This window comes from Streptomyces sp. NPDC052107 (assembly GCF_040680215.1).
GTDB lineage: Bacteria > Actinomycetota > Actinomycetes > Streptomycetales > Streptomycetaceae > Streptomyces.
In genome coordinates, this window is sequence record NZ_JBFAWG010000008.1 from 155,346 (window position 1) to 174,355 (window position 19,010).

The 19,010-nt window shown below is 71.5% G+C and carries 14 protein-coding genes and 1 tRNA gene; 9 read left to right on the top strand and 6 right to left on the bottom strand.

Features of this window, described 5'->3' with window-relative positions; genetic code table 11:
* Positions 1-46: 46 nt before the first annotated feature.
* A complete protein-coding gene (locus tag AB0M27_RS11610) occupies positions 47-1,507 on the bottom strand; it encodes an aminopeptidase P family protein (protein ID WP_365720431.1) in 1,461 nt (486 codons plus the stop codon).
* A 184-nt stretch (positions 1,508-1,691) separates the two neighbouring features.
* Positions 1,692-3,092: a SpoIIE family protein phosphatase gene (locus tag AB0M27_RS11615; protein WP_365720433.1), complete on the bottom strand. Its 1,401-nt coding sequence runs from the start codon at positions 3,090-3,092 to the stop codon at positions 1,692-1,694.
* A 611-nt stretch (positions 3,093-3,703) separates the two neighbouring features.
* On the opposite strand from AB0M27_RS11615, the gene AB0M27_RS11620 reads away from it, so the two are divergent.
* A complete protein-coding gene (locus AB0M27_RS11620) occupies positions 3,704-4,390 on the top strand; it encodes a bifunctional DNA primase/polymerase (protein ID WP_365720435.1) in 687 nt (228 codons plus the stop codon).
* A gap of 213 nt (positions 4,391-4,603) precedes the next feature.
* A complete protein-coding gene (locus AB0M27_RS11625) occupies positions 4,604-5,251 on the top strand; it encodes a hypothetical protein (protein WP_365720437.1) in 648 nt (215 codons plus the stop codon).
* A 244-nt stretch (positions 5,252-5,495) separates the two neighbouring features.
* Here AB0M27_RS11625 and AB0M27_RS11630 read toward each other — a convergent pair whose 3' ends face one another.
* From AB0M27_RS11630 to AB0M27_RS11640, 3 genes are all read right to left on the bottom strand, one after another.
* Complete coding sequence (locus AB0M27_RS11630; RefSeq protein ID WP_365720439.1) at positions 5,496-6,461, bottom strand: DUF5926 family protein; 966 nt, start codon at positions 6,459-6,461, stop codon at positions 5,496-5,498.
* A gap of 319 nt (positions 6,462-6,780) precedes the next feature.
* Complete coding sequence (locus tag AB0M27_RS11635; protein ID WP_365720441.1) at positions 6,781-7,416, bottom strand: ATP-binding protein; 636 nt, start codon at positions 7,414-7,416, stop codon at positions 6,781-6,783.
* 169 nt (positions 7,417-7,585) lie between these two features.
* Entirely contained in the window at positions 7,586-8,416 is an 831-nt protein-coding gene (locus AB0M27_RS11640) for a glycerophosphodiester phosphodiesterase (RefSeq protein ID WP_365720443.1), read from the bottom strand.
* A gap of 261 nt (positions 8,417-8,677) precedes the next feature.
* On the opposite strand from AB0M27_RS11640, the gene AB0M27_RS11645 reads away from it, so the two are divergent.
* The 3 genes from AB0M27_RS11645 to AB0M27_RS11655 all read left to right on the top strand — a co-directional run bounded on the left by AB0M27_RS11645 (position 8,678) and on the right by AB0M27_RS11655 (position 13,330).
* Positions 8,678-10,210, top strand: coding sequence for a trypsin-like peptidase domain-containing protein (locus AB0M27_RS11645; RefSeq protein ID WP_365720445.1), 1,533 nt, complete (start codon positions 8,678-8,680; stop codon positions 10,208-10,210).
* Positions 10,211-10,433: 223 nt separating this feature from the next.
* Positions 10,434-10,518, top strand: a tRNA-Ser gene (locus AB0M27_RS11650).
* Positions 10,519-11,074: 556 nt separating this feature from the next.
* Complete coding sequence (locus AB0M27_RS11655) at positions 11,075-13,330, top strand: peptidoglycan recognition protein (RefSeq protein WP_365720447.1); 2,256 nt, start codon at positions 11,075-11,077, stop codon at positions 13,328-13,330.
* A gap of 564 nt (positions 13,331-13,894) precedes the next feature.
* Here the strand turns inward: AB0M27_RS11655 and AB0M27_RS11660 are convergent.
* Positions 13,895-14,773: a bifunctional DNA primase/polymerase gene (locus AB0M27_RS11660; RefSeq protein ID WP_365720449.1), complete on the bottom strand. Its 879-nt coding sequence runs from the start codon at positions 14,771-14,773 to the stop codon at positions 13,895-13,897.
* A gap of 368 nt (positions 14,774-15,141) precedes the next feature.
* On the opposite strand from AB0M27_RS11660, the gene AB0M27_RS11665 reads away from it, so the two are divergent.
* The 4 genes from AB0M27_RS11665 (at position 15,142) to AB0M27_RS11680 (ending at position 19,007) form a co-directional block, all read left to right on the top strand.
* Complete coding sequence (locus AB0M27_RS11665) at positions 15,142-15,459, top strand: hypothetical protein (RefSeq protein ID WP_365720451.1); 318 nt, start codon at positions 15,142-15,144, stop codon at positions 15,457-15,459.
* Between the two features lie 251 nt (positions 15,460-15,710).
* Positions 15,711-16,889, top strand: coding sequence for an acyl-CoA dehydrogenase family protein (locus AB0M27_RS11670; RefSeq protein WP_365720453.1), 1,179 nt, complete (start codon positions 15,711-15,713; stop codon positions 16,887-16,889).
* Between the two features lie 59 nt (positions 16,890-16,948).
* A complete protein-coding gene (locus AB0M27_RS11675) occupies positions 16,949-17,917 on the top strand; it encodes a bifunctional MaoC family dehydratase N-terminal/OB-fold nucleic acid binding domain-containing protein (protein WP_365720621.1) in 969 nt (322 codons plus the stop codon).
* A 1-nt stretch (position 17,918) separates the two neighbouring features.
* Positions 17,919-19,007 (top strand): acyl-CoA dehydrogenase family protein, encoded by a 1,089-nt coding sequence (locus AB0M27_RS11680; protein ID WP_365720455.1) that lies wholly within the window; start codon positions 17,919-17,921, stop codon positions 19,005-19,007.
* Positions 19,008-19,010: the final 3 nt, after the last annotated feature.

Sequence of the window (19,010 nt, forward strand, 5' to 3'; positions counted from 1 at the left end):
GCGAATGGCCGGGCACCCTCCCGGTACCCGGCCATTGAAACCCAGATCAGCCCTTCAGCGCGGCCATCCACGTCTCGACCTCGTCGGAACGGCGCGGCAGGCCCGCCGAGAGGTTCCTGTTGCCGTCCTCGGTGACGAGGATGTCGTCCTCGATCCGGACGCCGACGCCCCGGTACTCCTCCGGCACGGTCAGGTCGTCGGCCTGGAAGTACAGCCCCGGCTCGACGGTGAGCACCATGCCCGGTTCCAGCGTGCCGTCCACGTACGTCTCGGTCCGCGCGGCGGCGCAGTCGTGGACGTCCATGCCGAGCATGTGGCCGGTGCCGTGCAGGGTCCAGCGGCGCTGCAGGCCCAGCTCCAGGACGCGCTCCACCGGGCCCTCGACCAGGCCCCACTCGACTAGCTTCTCGGCGAGCACGCGCTGGGCGGCGTCGTGGAAGTCGCGGTACTTGGCGCCCGGCTTCACGGCCGCGATACCGGCTTCCTGGGCCTCGTACACGGCGTCGTAGATCTTCTTCTGGATCTCGGTGTACGTGCCGTTGATCGGCAGCGTGCGCGTGACGTCGGCGGTGTAGAGGGTGTGGGTCTCCACACCGGCGTCGAGCAGGAGGAGGTCGCCGGAGCGGACCGGGCCGTCGTTGCGGACCCAGTGCAGGGTGCAGGCGTGCGGGCCGGCCGCGCAGATGGAGCCGTAGCCGACGTCGTTGCCCTCCACGCGCGCGCGGAGGAAGAACGTGCCCTCGATGTAGCGCTCGCTCGTGGCCTCGGCCTTGTCGAGGACCTTGACCACGTCCTCGAAGCCGCGGACCGTCGAGTCGACGGCCTTCTGCAGCTCGCCGATCTCGAACTCGTCCTTCACCAGCCGGGCCTCGGAGAGGAAGACGCGCAGCTCCTCGTCGCGCTCGGCGGTGACCTTGTCGGTCAGCGCGGCCTCGATGCCGGCGTCGTAGCCGCGCACCACGCGCACCGGGCCGGTGGCCTCGCGCAGCGTGCCGGCCAGCTCGCGCACGTCGGCGGCCGGGATGCCGTACAGCGCCTCGGACTCGGCGAGGGAGTGGCGGCGGCCGACCCACAGCTCGCCCTGGCCGGAGAGCCAGAACTCGCCGTTCTCGCGGTCGGAGCGGGGCAGGAGGTAGATCGTCGCCTCGTGGCCGTCCGCCGTGGGCTCCAGGACCAGGACGCCGTCCTCGGTCTGGTTGCCGGTGAGGTACGCGTACTCGACGGAGGAGCGGAAGGGGTACTCGGTGTCGTTCGAGCGGGTCTTCAGGTTGCCCGCCGGGATCACCAGGCGCTCGCCCGGGAAGCGGGCGGAGAGTGCGGCGCGGCGGCGCGCGGTCTCAGCGGCCTGCGGGACCGGCTGCAGATCACGCAGCTCCGTGTCGGCCCAGCCGGACTTCATGTTCTCGGCCAGCTCGTCGGAGACGCCCGGGTACAGGCCGTTCTTCCGCTGCTTGATGGGCTCCTCGGACTCAGCTTCCGGGGTCTCCGGGTTGAGCTCGTCGGACACGTGATCCTCCTCGGTACGGCGTGTGATCTCCCCCGGCGGCCCGTGCTGCTCGCGATCGTGTCGGAGCGGGGGCCTCCATCATCGTACGTTCGTACCGAGGGCGGACCAGGGTCGCAGGATCTGTTATGCCCGGTCATGCATGGCGATGATCGGCTGAAGCGGGCCGTCGGCGGCGGGGCGGTGCTCAGTCGAAGCGGGCCGCCAGCAGCACCACGTCCTCCTCGCTGTCGGCCGCGTCCAGACCGTCCGGCAGGACGGTGTGCAGGATGTGGTCGGCGACGGCGCCGGGGTCGCGGCGCAGCGCGCGCGGGACGCTCGCGGCGGCGGCGTGCAGGCGGGCGAAGGCGCGGTCCGTCGGGTCGCCGGTACGGTGCAGCAGCCCGTCGGTGTAGAGCAGCACCGTCTCCCCGGCCTCCGCCTGGAACTCCACGCTCGGTGCCTCCCAGCAGGCGAGCATGCCGAGCGGCGCGGAGACCGAGGTCTCGGCGAACTCGGTGCGCCGCGAGCCGATCAGCAGCGGCGGGCTGTGCCCGGCACCGGCCAGGGTGATCTTGCGCAGGGCGGGCTCGCAGTAGGCGAACAGCGCGGTGGCCGAGCGGGCGGGTTCGGTCAGCCGCAGCAGCAGCTCCAGGTCGGACAGGACGGCGACCGGGTCCTCGCCCTCCATCACGGCGTACGCGCGCAAGCTGGCGCGCAGCCGGCCCATCGCGGCCACGGCGCCCGGCCCGGAGCCGGTGACCGACCCGACGGAGAGGCCGAGCGCGGCGTCCGGCAGCGGCAGCGCGTCGTACCAGTCGCCGCCGCCCAGCGGGCCGGTGCGGCGCCGGGCCGCGAGCTGGACGCCGGGCACGCGGGGCAGCCGGGCAGGCAGCAGCTCCTCGGTGATGATCGCCACGCGCGCGCGTGCGCGTTCCAGCTCCACCAGCCGGGCGAGGTGCTCGGTGGCGTGCCGGACGTAGAGGCCTGCGAGGTGGCGCCGGCGCTCGTCGGGTTCGGCCGGTTCGTCGTAGAGCCAGACGGCGGCCCCGAGGCGGCCGGCGGACTCGGAGGCGAGGGGCAGGGCGTAGCTGGCGGCGTAGCCGAGGCGGGCGGCCACCTCGCGGTGCCGGGGGTCGAGGCCGTCCTCCGCGAGCAGGTCGGGGTGGACGATCTCGGCGGCCGTGCCGGTGTCGTACGGCAGCGCGCCGCGCGGGACGGTCTCGATGTGGCCGAGGTCGGCGCGGCCGAGGCCGAGACCGAGGGTGGTGCGGGGGCCGAGTCCGTCGCCGGGCTCCAGGGCGACCAGGCCGCGGCGGGCGCCGACGAGGGCGGCTCCTGCGCGCAGGAGTTCGTGGAGGGCCGGTTCCAGGGCGTTCGTGCGGGACAGGAGCTCGGTGAGTTCGTGGAGGGTCGTGAGGTCCGAGACCCAGCCGGCCAGCCGGTCCTGGAGGAGGGCGCCGGGCGCGGGGGTGTTCGGTGCGGGGACGAGAGCGGGGTCCGGGGAGGCACCGGCGCCGGCGGCGGGGGGAGTGGGCGCGACAGTGTGTGCGGGCGTTGGAACTGTTGGATCGATTCCAGCCACTTTCGGAGGGTGGGGGGCGTTCATGGCGTCCGGCCTTCAGACCGGTGCGTAGTGCTGAAAAGCATCGCAAACCCCCATGGCATTCTGCGCCGCTAGCAGTGTCTCCACATGTACACGCACTCGTGAGGGGATGTCCAGCATTGTCCTGCGGGGATTCCTGGTGTCCATGAGCCGGACGAGGTTTCCCTCGAACCCCTTGCCTTACTGCCAAGTTGGCTGAAAACTGCACCAGGTATCGGTCCATTGCGGTCGACTGGCCTTGCTCCACGGAGCGTCACAGCGGTCGTGATGGGTACGTACTCGGTGAAGGCCAGGGGTGGTTGGGGGCCACCCGGAACCTGGCGACGGACCCGGGCGTCATAGCCACCGACGGCCGAGCCCCATCCTCCCTGGCGGAGGCGGAGAGAAACACGCGCGACGGCAAAAACGCCATACTTCGCCACCCCCGCGCCGCAGCCGTGCTTGTGAAAGACGCACTATGGACGCGGACGCGGCCCTTGCTCGACCCCTTGGGGTTCCCCCTGCCGTGCGCAGGGGTGTGATGCGCCAACAGGTACGCACAGTGAAGTGATCGACACATGGTGTGATGTGGACCACGGTGTTGCCAGCGGTGCAACGGAAAGGAACGAGCGCTCATGCGCGAGATCCTCGGAAGGCGACGCAGGCTCCTGTCCAGGCGGAACGACGGGAGGCCCAGGCGGAACGACGAGAGGCCTGAGCTGATCGGCGCGGCCCTGACCTTCGCGACCGAGTGGCAGTGGCCGGTACTCCCGGGCGTGGCCCCGGACCCGCGCGGGCGGGCCCGCTGCGCCTGCCCCGACCCGGAGTGCACGGTGCCCGGGGCGCACCCCTTCGATCCCGGTCTGCTCGCCGCCACGACCGACGCGCGCATGGTGCGCTGGTGGTGGACCAACCGGCCGAGCGCACCGGTCATCCTGGCCACCGGGGGCAAGGCGCCCTGCGCGGTCAGCCTGCCGGCGCTCGCCGCCTCCCGCGCCCTCGCCCTGCTCGACCGGCGGGGCATGCGCCTCGGCCCGGTGATCGCCTCCCCGACCCGCTGGGCGCTGCTGGTGAAGCCGTATTCCATGGAGCAGCTGGGCGAACTGCTCTACGCCAAGGACTTCGTCCCCGGTTCGCTGCGCTTCCACGGCGAGGGCGGCTATCTCGCCCTGCCCCCGTCCGGGATCGGCCAGGGCGCCGTCCGCTGGGAGCGTGCCCCGCTGCCGGGCTCGGCCGCGCCCTGGGTGCCCGATGTGGAGGCGGTGGTGGACGCCGTGGTCGACGCCCTCACTCGTACGGGTGTGAGCGCGCCCGAGTTGTAGGGGTGTCGGGCGCGGGCGGGGCCGCGCGTCCCGCTCGCTCGTTATCTTCCGCACATGCTGCGAAATTCTGGGGGACAAGGCACTCGGTTCTCCGGGAGGCCTTCCGGGCGGCACGGCCGCCGATCGGTGCGGGGAGCGGCGCGGTCGGCGCGAGTGCGGCCGACGGGAGTGACCTCGACGGCTGTGCGGCCGACGCAGGTGCCGCCGGGGCGCGTGCGCCGACCGGACTCCCGAACACTGCGGTTGCTCGGGCTCGCCGCCGCCGTGACGGCCGCGGTCGTGCTGCCGCTGGCCGTGGCGTCCGCGGGACAGGTGGGCAAGGCGGCCCGGCACGAGGTGGCCGGGAAGGCGCGGGACGCCGTACGGGCCCCGGTGTCGCAGGACGCTTCCGGGAGCGACGGGGACCCCGGACGGCATGACCGGGGCCTCGGGCACGAGGATGCCAAGCAGCCTGCGCTCGACCGGACCCCTCGGCTGCTCGGGCTGGGCCTGGCCACCGCCACGCGGTGCGGCCCCCAGCTCACCTCCCCCGACGGCATCGAGGCGCAGACCTGTGTGCTGGCCGAGGGCACCGACACCTGGGCCCGCACCTACTACCGCAACTCCACCGGCAAGTCACTGGACTCCGCGCTCAGCCTGATGGGCCCGGGCGGCCGCAGCCTGCAGATGCGGTGCGTCACCGGCGCCGACGACGAGCCCGCCACCTGCGAGACACCCCGTGAGCACAGCCGGGGCGGCATGGACGCCTACACGGCCGTCACCGAGTTCGCCGCGCACGGGGCCGACGGCGCGCTGCTGCTGCGCTCGGGCAGCAACTCGGTGGACGCCGACGGCAACTCCGGTTCGACCGACGCGAGTTGATGCTCGGCGACGCGCCGTACACCGTTTGCGCGGGCATGGAAAGACCCGGTTGCTGGCGACGGGGGATGCACCAGCAACCGGGCTACTGGAACGGTAACAAGAGATCGGCGGTTCGCAAATTCCGCCCGGGGCATTCGGCCACCGATTTCCCTGTCACCAGGGGGAGTTGTGACAGGAGTCACCTGTTTTACGGCCTGCGCGCGCCTTACCGACCATTCAGTCCCAAGACGCGCGCGGCGTCGCGTCAGCTGAGCGTGACCTGCCGGTTGGTCAGTCCGCCACGCGCCCGGCGCTCTTCCGGCGTGAGCGGCTCGGTGGCGGCCAGGGCGGCGGCGAGCCGCTCGGCGAACTCGGCGGTCGGCTTCTCCACGTCGTCCGCCGTGACACCGCTCGGCAGGTCCCAGACCGGCACGGTGAGGCCGTGAGCACGGAAGGAGCCCACAAGCCGGGTGCCCTCGCCCAGATGGGAACGGCCCGCCGCGTGCAGCCGCGCGAGAGCGTCCAGAAGCCGCTCCTCCGGATGCGGCATCACCCAGCGCAGATGGTTCTTCTCCGGAGTCTCGCACCAGTACGCGGCGTCCACGCCGGTCAGCCTCGCCGTCGGGATGGCGGCGGCGTTGGCCCGCTCCAGGGAGGCGGCCACGTCGGGCGTGGCGTTCTCCGCGTCCGGCACCCAGAACTCGAAGCCGCTCTGCACGACCGGCTCGAACGGCGCCTGGAGGTCGATCAGGTCCTGCAGCCGCGGACTGTCGGCCGGGGCGCGGCGGCCCTGCACCGGGGTGCCGGGCTGGGCCTGGAGGGCGCGCTGGAGGGTGTCGGCGAGGTCGCGGCTGAGGTCACCGGACGCCGTGTCGTTCTGCAGGCCGAGCAGGATCGACCCGTCGTCGCGGCGCAGCGCGGGCCAGGCCATCGGCAGCACCGTGGCCAGCGTGATTGACGGGACGCCCTCGGGCAGGCCGCCCTTGAGGGTCAGCTCGACCGTCGCGGCCGGCACCAGCTCGCGCAGCGCCACCCAGTCGCACTCGCCGGGCAGCCCCTCGAACGGGCGCTGCACCAACTCGGTCGTCGCGTGCGCGGCGGCCCGGCCGTGGCACGCCTTGTAGCGTCGGCCACTGCCGCAGGGGCAGGGCTCGCGGGCGCCGACAACCGGGACCTCCGCATCGCTGAGCTGCGGCCGATCGGCCTTCGTCTGGGGTCGCTTCTTGGCCATCGTGGGTGTCTCCCGGTTACGGCTCTTCTCGTACGGGCGGGAGCCTAGCCGTTCAGGCCATGACCGGCGGGAACCTGTGGACAACGCACGTCCGCTCGACTCCAACGGTGTGAATCTGTGGACACCTTCGGGACGTCCTGCGGCTGGCTCCGGGTCCTCCGGGCGGAGGCCACCAGCGCCGGGTCGGCTCACGTCCGCCGGGTACGGCTTACGGCCGTCGCTACCGGAACTTGGGGTCCCGTCCGCCGGGCCGGTGTCCTTCGCCGCGGGGCTCAGGCCATCGATTACGCCCCTCGGCCCAACTCCTCGACCACGTCCGTCAGTCCAGGTCCTCGAACGCGTCCGCGAAGTCCAGCCCGGGCAGGTCCGGCACGGGGGACGTGACGCGCGTAGCGAAACCGCCCCGGCGGCACCCGGCATCGGGATCGTGGACGTCTTCGTGGACCACCACCCAGACCGTCACCTCGCCGTGCACGTCGTCCCGGACGCCCCAGTCGTCGGCGAGCGCCGTGATGATGTTCAGCCCGCGGCCGCCGTGCGCGGTCACCGACGGGGTGGCCGGCGCCGGGCGGGTCGGACCGCCGCCGTCCGTCACCTCGACGATGAGCCGGCCCCCCGCGTCGATGCGCCACGCGGCGAGCACATCGCCGTCGCCGGCCAGCGCGTCGCCCAGGGGCCGCCCGTGTTTGCAGGCATTGCTCAGCAGTTCGGAAAGGATCAGTACGGCATCGTCGATAACCGATTCGGACACGCCACCGCTGCGCAACTGCGAACGCATCCGGTGTCTCGCCTTCCCCACGCCCGCAGGGCCATGGGGAACGGCCATGCTCGACGACGTGGGCACCTCCTGTGCCACCACCAACGCCACCCCCGAGACCTCCTTTGCCCCACGCCACGGTGTGGATGCCCCATTGGCCTGTACCGGAAACCGGCCAATCCTCTTCCGGTGACGCATTCGCAACGGCCTTGCACGGAGCGAACGCGCCGGAGCACTCCCTGTGACGAAGGCCTTTCCTCGGGTGGTCGTATGGCTGGATTTCAGTGGTGTGGCCAAGAGTGGAGAATTCAGCAGCCGCACAGCTGGGGTCAAGGGACGGGTACGGCTCTTTACCGGCCTCTTTAGGTCACACCCGCCCCAGCTGACGCAGGACCGCGCGCGGGCGGTTGGTGATGATGGCGTCGATGCCCAGCTCGACGCAGAGATCGACGTCCTCGGGCTCGTTCACGGTCCACACGTGCACCTGGTGACCGGCGCGCTGCAGCCGCTCCACATAGGCGGGGTTGTTGCGCACGATGCGGATCGAGGGGCCGGCGATCCGCACGCCCGCGGGCAGCCGACCGTCACGCAGCCGAGGTGTGAGGAACTGCACCAGGTAGACCGTCGGCAACGTCGGCGCGGCGGCACGCACGCGGTGCAGCGAGCGCGCCGAGAAGCTCATGACCCGGACCTGGGACTCGGCGGCGGAGGCCGGCGCGTCCAGGGCGAACCGCTTCAGCAGCGTCAGCAGCCGCTCCTCGACCTGGCCGGCCCAGCGCGTGGGGTGCTTGGTCTCGATGGCCAGCTCCACCCGCCGCCCGGCGTCCGAGATCAGCTCCAGCAGCCGCTCCAGAGTGAGCACGGAGGTCTCCTCGCGGTCCTCCGGCCGGTGCTCCCAGTCGGGCTCCTCGTCGCGTCCGCGCCAGGAGTCGCGCGGCTTCCAGGAGCCGAAGTCGAGGGCGGCGAGATCGGCCAGCTCCAGCGCGGAGACGGCGCCACGGCCGTTGGAGGTACGGTTCACCCGCCGGTCGTGGACGCAGACCAGATGGCCGTCGGCGGTCAGGCGTACGTCGCACTCGAGGGCGTCGGCGCCGTCCTCGATGGCCTTCTTGTAGGCGGCCAGGGTGTGCTCGGGCGCGTCTTCGGAGGCGCCTCGGTGGGCGACGACCTGGACGGAGCGCTGTAGTGCGTGGGTCACCGCGTCATGGTGCCACCGTCCAGGGGTGCGCGGGGCGGCTCGAGCACACTTGGTGCCCGTTTATGTAACTTTTGCCAGTAACGCACTATATAAAGACTGGTCATGGACCCACAGCCACCGCTTATGGTGCTCTGACGGCCCGTGGGAAAAGCTGACTGCATACAAACGGAACAGTGGAAACTGACTACAGCACCATGCACAGCTGCCGAGCGTGACCGAGTGCGACCGAGAAACAACAGCCGTGGACCGAGGAGAAGAGCTGTGAGCACCGAGAACGAGGGCAACGAGGTACCCCAGGCCCCGTCCGCACCTCCTGTGCCGATGGCCTCTCCCGCCACTTCCCCGCAGGGCTCCAACCCCGGGGGGAACGAATCGACGGCTCCTCTGCCGCCGGTACCCCAGGATGCTCCGGCCACGGCCGGATCCCAGCCGGGCCAGGCCTCCACCCCGCACACGTCCGGCCCGTCCGCCTCGGGTCCGGCCCCCGACGGCTCCTGGCCGCCTCCGCCGCCGGCCAACCCGCCGTACGGCGAGGGCGCGGCCTACGGCGGGGGCGCGCCTTACGGTGACGGCGGTGCCGGTGCCGACGGCGGCTTCGGTGCGGGTGGTGCCGCCGGTATGGGCGGCGCCGACGGCTGGGGAGCGTCGTACCAGCAGCCCGCTCCCAAGCCGCGCAGCGGGCGCGGCGGTCTCGTCGCCGCGGTCCTGGTGGCCGCGCTGGTCGCGGGCGGCCTGGGCGGCGGCCTCGGCTACACCCTGGCCAAGGACAACGACAGCAGCGGCTCCACCACCGTCTCCGCCTCCGACGGCAGCGCCGCGCAGGTCAGGCGCGCGCCCGGCACGATCGCCAACGTGGCCGCCAAGGCGCTGCCCAGCACCGTCACCATCGAGGCCGAGAGCACCAACGGCGAGGGCGGCACGGGCACCGGGTTCGTCTTCGACACCCAGGGCCACATCGTCACCAACAACCACGTGGTGGCGGACGCGCTCGACGGCGGCAAGCTGACCGCCACGTTCCCGAACGGCAGGAAGTACGACGCGGAGGTCGTCGGCCACGCCCAGGGTTACGACGTGGCGGTCATCAAGCTCAAGAACCCGCCGACCGACCTCAAGCCCCTCGCCCTCGGCGACTCCGACAAGGTGGCCGTCGGTGACGAGACGATCGCCATCGGCGCCCCCTTCGGCCTGTCCAACACGGTGACGACCGGCATCATCAGCGCCAAGAACCGCCCGGTGGCCTCCAGCGACGGCAGCTCCACCAGCAAGGCCTCGTACATGAGCGCGCTGCAGACCGACGCGTCGATCAACCCGGGCAACTCCGGCGGCCCGCTGCTGGACGCCTCCGGCGCGGTCATCGGCATCAACTCGGCGATCCAGTCGACCAGCAGCGGCGGCTTCGGCTCCGGCCAGTCCGGCTCGATCGGCCTGGGCTTCGCCATCCCGATCAATCAGGCCAAGTACGTCGCCCAGCAGCTGATCAAGACCGGCAAGCCGGTGTACGCCAAGATCGGCGCCTCCGTCTCGCTGGAGGACTCCACCGGCGGCGCGAAGATCACCGACCAGGGCGCGGCGGGCTCCGCCCCGGTCGAGTCGGGCGGCCCTGCCGACAAGGCGGGCCTCAAGCCGGGTGACGTGATCACCAAGCTGGACGACATGGTGATCGACAGCGGCCCGACCCTGATCGGCGACATCTGGACCCACAAGCCCGGCGACAAGGTCACGATCACTTACAAGCGCGGCGGCCAGGAACACACGACCGAGCTGACCCTGGGCTCCCGAGCCGGCGACAACTGAGGCCCGGCGACTGCACGCACGCGTGGGGGCGCTTCTCGGCAGAGGGGCGCCCCTTGCCGCGCCGGGCCACGTGCGCCGGCGCGGGGGGTGGCCGTCTGTCACCGCATGGCCACCTTGGGTTCCGTACCGGCTCCCAAGGTTGGTTCCGCTACGGACCGCACCACCCGCCGGACGTTCGATCCCGGTACGCTGTACCCGCTCCGCCCCAGGTGGGCGGGAGCGAGGTGGGTTGCCCGAGCGGCCTAAGGGAACGGTCTTGAAAACCGTCGTGGCGCGAGTCACCGTGGGTTCAAATCCCACACCCACCGCAGTCGTTGAGAGCCTCTGACCAGCAGAGAATGGTCGGAGGCTCTCGGCTTCTCCACTTCCCGTGATTGACCGTGGTTCCCCGCGATTTCCGCCGTGCAGGCAGCGGCACACGGTCACGCGGATCTTCCACCGCCTGGTCGAGGAGCACGGCGCCGATGTCTCTTACCAGATGGTTGGCGTGCGTCTGTTCCCCACTCGGATTCGGGATGTGTGACGCTTACACATTCTTCCGCGCTGTTATTCCAGGGTACTCCTGTGACAGCTGTGCCCTGCCAGGTCAGTAATGACAACGATGGGACTTCAGGGCGGGGCATGAGAACTGAACACAGGATTCGCCGCGGTCGTCGAGCCGGACTGAAAACGCGTACGTGGGTGGCGCTCGGGGCGGTCATCGCTGGGGGCGGCGCGGCTGTCGCGACCGTCGCGATGGCCGGACCGGGCGGCCATGCGTCGGCCGCGTCGGGACCGGTCAAGACGCATGTCCACTCGCTCGCCCTGACCGGGGCCGGCGCGTCGCTCAAGACGCTAGGGGCCCAGTCGACAGCTGCGTTCAGCATGGTGGGCGTCACTTGGAACGGTGCGCACGCCAAGCTGCGCGGCACGGTGGAGGTGCGGACCCGTTCCGCTGCCAACGGTCACTGGACGTCATGGCTGAAGATGCAGCAGCCGGACGACCTCCCCGACGCCGCTGAGCTGAACCGTCCTGGTGTGCGTGGCGGGATGTCCCCGATGTGGTCGGGGCCGTCGAACGGCATCCAGGTCCGCGCGACCGGCGCGGGCAAGGCGACCGCGCTGCCCGCTGGGTTGCGGGTGGACCTGGTCGACCCGGGCAAGCCCGCCACCGGCGGGACGCAGGATTCCGGCATGGGCCTGGCGGGCTACGCCATGGACGCGGCGGCGACCGACACGGCGTCCCCGGCGGCCACCGACACCGCCACGCCGACGGACAGCGCCGCCCCGACGGACAGCGCCGCCCCGACCGACGCCGCGACGGCCACAGCAGGCACCGGCGCTTCGGGCACCCCGACCGCGACGGATTCCGTCTCGCCCACGGCCACCACGACGGCCACGGGCTCCGCCTCCGCCGCGCCGTCCTTCAGTGCCTCCGGCTCCGCCTCCGCCTCGCCGAGCGCGTCCCCGACGTCCTGGCCCAGCCAGCTTCCGTCGCTGTCCCAGGCGTACCCGTCCTGCTCGACCTCCTCGGCCAGCCCCTCCGCGTCGCCGACCGCGCCGGACCCGATGCCGGCCGCGACCACCTCGACGGTGGCGCCGCCCACTGTGGTCACCCGGGCCGGCTGGGGTGCGGACGAGTGTGCGCGGGAATCGGGTTACCCGTTGTACGGCTCGGCGGTGAAGGTGATGTTCGTCCACCACACGGACACCACCAACAACTACTCCTGCGCCGACTCCCCGGCGATCGTGCGCGGCATCTACGCCGAGCACCTCAACCAGGGCTGGCGCGACCTCGGTTACAACTTCCTCGTCGACAAGTGCGGCACCATCTTCGAGGGCCGCTTCGGCGGGATGGCGCTGCCGGTCGTGGGCGCCCAGACCTACGGGTTCAACACCAACAGCATGGGTGTGGCCGCCATCGGCACCTATACCGACCTCAGCGGCGGCGACTCCACGGCCAGCACCTTCGCCGGGGCCGCGCCGAGCCAGGCGATGCTGGCCTCCATCGCCCGCATCGCGGCTTGGAAGTTCGGCATGACCGGCGTGAACCCGGGCACCGGTACCGCGTCGCTGCCCGAGGGCGCCTCCGACAGTTACGGCTTCACCCTGGGCAACAACTACAGCTTCAACGTGATTTCCGGGCACCGTAACGGCTTCGCCACCGACTGCCCCGGCAACCAGCTCTACAACGCCCTGAGCAAGATCCGCTCCTACGCGGCCGGCCCGGTCGGCGCGGTCTCCGTCACCGGGATGTCCGGCGGGGCGACCAAGTCCGGGACGAGCTACTACACCAAGGGCGCGGCCACGGTGAGCTGGACGACCGCCACGCCGTCCGCGGTGATCTCCGGCTTCGACGTCCTGGTCGACGGCAAGGCCATTGCACACACCTCCGGCTCCGCCCGCTCCACCTCGATCTCTGTCGCCTCCGGCAGCCACACCGTCCAGGTGCGCGCCACCCACGTCCGGGGGGCGACCACGCTGTCCGGCTCGGTCACCCTGGTCGGCGACACGACCGCGCCCACCTTCCCGACCGCTGCCGGCGTGAAGGTACGCACCGGCACGGTGAACTCCACCGCGGTCCCGGTCACGGTGACCTGGAAGGCCGCCGACAACGCGGCGCTCGCCAAGGTCATGGCGACCTCGCCGTCCTCGGCCACCTTCGGCCCGACGGTGACGTCCTGGAACACCACCGCCAAGCCCGGCTCGTCGGACCTGTTCGCCCTGAAGGCGTACGACGTGGCCGGCAACACCGCGGGCGCCTCCGTCTACCGGACGCCGAACATCATCCAGGAGACCTCCACCACCCGGACCGGCACCTGGACCCACCGCAGCGGCACCAGCTACCTGGGCGGCTACTCCTACAGCTCCTCGTCCGCCGGGGCCTCGATCAGCTGGACCTTCACCGGACGCTCGGTGGCCTGGATCGTCTCGCGGGCCTCCACCTCGGGCCAGGCCTACGTCTACGTCGACGGCGTCAAGGTCACCACGGTGGACCTGAAGTCGTCCACGACCCTCTACCGCCAGGCGATCTGGACCAAGACCTGGTCCAGCTCCGCCAAACACACCCTGAAGATCGTCGTGGTCGGCACGTCGGGCCGCCCGACCGTCACCACCGACGGCATCGCGACCATCGGCTGACCGGCCGACCGCACCTGACGAAGGAGCCCTCTGCCCGCGGAAAGGCCGCGGGCAGAGGGCTCTTTCAGTGGCCTCGCTCCGAACGGCCGCACCGAATGTCGGTCTCCCCTCGATAATCGCCATCCACCACTTGAGACGGGACGGGTCAGCTCGCGCTCGTGGAGTCTGCCTCTGCGGCGGCGGCTGCCTCCGCCCGGACGGGCCGCCCAGGTCGAGGACACGCGGGACGAGTTCGACGCGGTGAAGCTCGTGCAGAACACGCTCGCGGCCGGTACCCCACCCCGGTGGGGCCGAGGATCGCCTGAAAAGCGGACGGTCGGCGGTACAGGAGCAAACCTTCAGGCTGCTCTGTGGCCATCCTCTGGCCAGAGCGCCGCTTGCAATGCAGGTGCATTGGCAGAAGGGGCAGGTCACGGATGGTCTGAGGAGCGACGGCTGGGCGGCCTTGAAAACCGTCGTGGCGCGAGTCACCGTGGGTTCAAATCCCACACCCACCGCGGACGTTGGAAAGGGGCGCCTCCTCAGGGGGCGCCCCTTTCACGTGCTCCGTCGGCTTCCCCGCCGTCACGGCTGGTGCCCCGTCATCCGGGCCGCCGAGGCGATCGTCGCACGGGCCTCGCGTTCGGACAGGCCGGTGTTGCAGGCGGCCTCTGTCAGGGGGTCGGCCAGGGCGGCGCCGATGCCGTTCTCGTAGGCGCGGCAGGCCGCCCAGAAGAGGCGGGTGTTGCGCTGGCCCTCGTGCGCGGAGAGGACGAACTGCACCAGGCCGCGGCCGTGGTCGCCGGGGACCGGAGGGTTCGGGTGCGGATGCGGGGGCCGGGGTGGTGGCACCAGCAGGCGCAGCAGGGACGGCGGACAGGGGGCGGGGGCCAGGTGCGTGGTGCCGGGGGCGGTCGTGTACACGCCGTGGTCGGTACGGGAGCCGGGGCCCACGAGGTAGCCGCCGGCGCCGCGGATGTCGATTCCGGGGGCGAGGCGCCCGGCGGAGTTCGGTACGACGACGTCCGGCGGGCCGGTGAGCCAGAGGTGGCGCCCGCCGCTCGGGGTGCGGACGACGACCGTCTCCGGAATGGTGAACAGATGGCGCAGGGCCAGTTCGCGCAGCGCGGTCGAGGAGTTCGTGCCGGACTTGGTGTCCAGGTCGACGCCGATCAGGTGGTACGGCGGCAGCCCGCAGGCGATGCCGTAGCCGGTGGCCCAGGGCGCGGCGGCGAACAGCTCGCGGATGCGGACGGGGTCGGTCGAGGCGTCGTACACGCCGTGGCCGAAACGGCCGCACTCGCCGTGGCAGCGGGGTCCGGCCGGGTCGGGGTCGTCGCGGTGGGGGGAGCGCAGGGCCGGGAGCTTCGTCCGGGACAGGGGGATGACGGCCAGTCCGCGTTCGGCGGCTGACAGGGCGTGTGCGAGGGCCAGCGTCGTGGCCTGCCGGTCGGTGTAGGCCATGACTCTATGTTCGTACGTATGTTCGAAAAAGGGAAGGGGGGTGGTGGCGGCGCGCCGGGGGCCGGGAAATTGGCCGGATATGTGGCGGAACGATTCACCCCTTGTGGCGCCTGATGAGCGAAAGAGCCGCCTAGTTCCTTTCAGTGCGTGAGGTAACGAAAGGTGGCGATAAGGGTTTATCGACTTGTCATCACGCTTGCGTGCGAATCGGATCTTCCGGGGTGGTTCGCAGGGGATTCGGTGGGCAACTCTGATCTCGCGACGTCGTCCACGACAGTCGGAGCGGTCGGCCAACCGCACTGACAACAGCCGTACTTCACGTACTTCCGGCCCTAGGGCCGCAGAGTTCTCGGTTCTGGAGGAACAACATGGCAAGCATCCGTACCGCCCGCGTTCTCGCCGCCGTCGCCGCGCTCCCGCTCGCAGCCGCCCTCTTCAGTGGCGTCGCGGCCGCCGGCAACGGCTCCTTCGCGGACAACGGATCGAGCGCCAACACCGGTGTGGCGGGCATCATCGGCAGCGGAGTCGGCCACAACAACAACGGCAACTCGTCCACCACGCAGCAGAACGCTGTCGGCAACGGTGCCTCGAACCAGAGCAACACCGCCCAGGTCAACGGCTCTGCCTGGACGGCCATCCAGCAGGGCAACGAGAACGTGGCCATCCACTTCACCCGCCTGTGGTGACCCTCGGGCGAGGTCTCTCCCGGTGAGGGGTCTCGTGGGGTGTGCTTCGGGGTCGTAACACGTCTGCGCGGCGGTACTTCGGTGCCGCCGCGCAGACGTTTTCCCGCACCTGGTGCCGCACCGGCCGATGTTGACGCGGCGGTCCGGCCTCGAGGGCCGATGGCCGCGACCGTGACCTTGACACCTACTTTTATCTGACGGAGAGTCAGAAACTGTCCTGACAGGTACGCGAGGCCGGGAGGGCCCCCGCCGTGCACCTCGCCCCCACCGAGCGGCAGCAACGCCTGCGCGCCGAACTCCGCGCCTACTTCGAGGCGGTGCTGCCGGACCACCGCGACCACCGTGAACCGGCCGACTTCACCGATGCCCGCGCCCTGTTGCGCCGCATCGGCGCCGACGGCTGGCTGGGCCTCGGCTGGCCGGTCGAGTACGGCGGCCGGGGCCGTGGCGCGGACGAGCAGTTCGTGTTCTTCGACGAGGCGCACCGGGCCGGCGCCCCCGTCTCCATGGTCACGCTCAACACCGTGGGCCCCACCCTCATGAGGTACGGCAGCGAGCGGCAGAAGGCCTACTTCCTGCCCCGCATCCTCAGCGGGGAGGTCGTCTTCGCGATCGGCTACACCGAGCCGTCCGCCGGTACCGACCTGGCCTCGCTGCGCACCCGGGCCGTGCGCGAGGGCGAGGGCTGGCGGATCGACGGGCAGAAGATCTTCACCTCGGGCGCCCAGCACGCCGACTGGATCTGGCTCGCCTGCCGCACCGACCCGAAGGCGCCCAAGCACCGGGGCATCTCCGTCCTCCTCGTCCCGACCGACGCGCCGGGGTTCTCCTGGACGCCGATCGAGACGGTGGGCGGGCAGACGACGACGGCCACCTACTACGACGGCGTCCGCGTCCCGGCCGAAAGCCTGGTCGGCGCCGAGAACGAGGGCTGGTCGCTGATCACCGGCCAGCTCAACCACGAGCGCGTCGCGCTCGCCGCCCTCGGCATGCAGGCCGAGGACTTCCTCGCCGCCGCGCTCACCGCCGCCCGTACCCCCGATCCGGTGACCGGGCGGCGTCGTGTCGACGAGCCGTGGGTGCGGTCACAGCTGGCCGAGGCCCATGCCCGGCTGGCCGCGACACGCCTGCTCAACTGGCGTCTGGTCGCGGACGTGTCGGCCGGCCGGCTCGCTCCCGGCGACGCGAGCGGCGTGAAGTTCGCGGGAACCGAATCGGCGGTCGCGGTGTATCGAATATGCCAGCACGTGCTCGGGACGGACGGGCTGGCGGGACTGATCCGTTCGGGGTCACCGGGTGCTTTCGGCGCCGGCGAACTGGAGCGGCTGAACCGGGCGGCGCAGATCAACACGTTCGGGGGCGGGGTGAGCGAGGTGCAGCGGGAGATCGTCGCGACGATGCGGCTCGGGATGACGAGGGGGCGGCGGTGAGCACGGAGGGTGTGGAGTCGCGTGCCACGGTGGGTATGGAGTCGTGGGCCACGGAGGGTATGGAGCGGCGGGCCACGGAGGGTGTGGAGGCGTGGGCCGGGCATGCGGCAGGCGCGGATCTCGACGAACTCGGCGTGCGGCTCAAGGCGTACGAGGGGCGGCCGGCCGCCGTCGCCGGGATGGGCAAGGACCCGGTGAACGCGCCGATGATCCGGCACTGGTGCGAGGCCATGGGCGACACCAACCCGGCCTACTCGGGCCCGGACGCCATCGCCCCGCCCACCATGCTCCAGGCCTGGACGATGGGCGGCCTGTCCGGACACGCGGGCCGCACGGGTGCCTACGACGAGCTGCTGTCCCTCCTCGACGCCTCGGGCTGTACGGCCGTGGTGGCCACCGACTGCGAGCAGGAGTATCCACGGCCCCTGCGCCCGGGTGACCGGGTCACGTTCGACTCGCTGATCGAGTCGGTCTCCGACCGCAAGACGACGAAGCTGGGCACGGGGTACTTCGTGACGACCCGCACGGACGTCCGCGTCGACGGCGACCTCGTGGGCACGCACCGCTTCCGCATCCTCAAGTACGCCCCGGCCCGCCGGAAACCCCCGGCTCCGCGCCCCCGCCCGGTGGTCAACCGGGACAACGCCGGCTTCTGGCAGGGCGTGGCCGAGCACAAGCTCCTCATCCAGCGCTGCACGGACTGCGGCACCCTACGGCACCCCTGGCTGCCGGGCTGCAACGCGTGCGGCTGCTTGGACTGGGACACGTTCGAGGCGAGCGGCGAGGGGACGGTCCACTCGTACGTGGTGATGCACCACCCGCCCTTCCCGGCCTTCGAGCCTCCCTATGCGGTCGGTCTGATCGAACTCGCCGAGGGCGTGCGGTTGGTGAGCAATGTGATCGGGGTGCCGTACGACAAGGTGCGCATCGGCCTGCCGGTCCGCGTGGTGTTCCGGACCTACGAGGACGCGGAGGGCGCGCTGGTCCTGCCGGCCTTCCGGGTCGTCGAGGGCGAGGGGGAGGCCTGACATGGACTTCACGCCCACCGAGGCCCAGACCGAGGCCCGTGACCTGGCCGTGCGGATCTTCGGCGACCTCTCCACCCACGAGCGCCTCAAAGCCGCCGGCACCGGCAGCGACCCCGCACTGTGGAAGTCCCTCTGCACGGCCGGCCTGGTCGGTGCCGTGGCGGACCTGGGCCTGCTCGGCCTGGTCCTGCTCCTGGAGGAACAGGGGCGTGCGACGGCCCAGGTGCCCTATGCGGCGAGCTGTGTGTACGGCGTCCTGGCGGTCGCCGCCTACGGCAGCCCAGAGCAACGGGACCGCCTTCTCCCGGCCCTGGAGGACGGCTCGGCGGTGGTGACCGGGGCGTTCCCGACGCAGCATGCCGTACGAGCCTCGACGGCGAGCGATTCCGTGTCTGCCTCGGCTGTGAAGGGCGCCGCGCCTGCCGCCTCGGCGCCGGGGGAGCTGACCGGCACCGTCCCCGTGGTGCCCTGGCTCCGGGACGCCACCCATGTCCTGGTCGCCGACACCGACCGCCGGCTGTGGCTGGCCCCGCTCGGCCGGGGTGCCGAGATCACCCCGGTGGAGCTGACGGCTCCCTGGGCGGCGGCCCGCCTCACCCTCGACCGGGCACCGGCCGAGCCGCTGGGCGGCCCGGACGCCTACGCCGATGTCCTCGCCACCGCCCGCACGGCCTTTGCCGGGCTCCAGGCCGGGGTGTGCGCGGGCTCCCTGGCGCGGGCCGTGGCGCACGTCACGGGCAGGGAGCAGTTCGGGCGCCCGCTCGCCACCCGGCAGGCGGTTCAACTCCGCGCGGCCGACGCCCATATGGATACCGAGGCGATACGGGTGACCGCCTACGAGGCCGCCTGGCGGCGGGACGCGGGGCTGCCGTACGCCTCCCATGCGCTGACCGCCGCCTGGTGGGCCTCCGAGGCGGGGCAACGGGTGGTGCACACCGGCCAGCATCTGCACGGCGGGGCGGGAGCCGACCTCGACCATCCGGTGCACCGGCACTTCCTGTGGGGCAGGCAGCTGGACGCCTACCTGGGATGTGGGGCCGAAGCACTTGAGGAGCTGGGGGAGTTGATCGCGAGTGGGGATGAGCCATGAGGA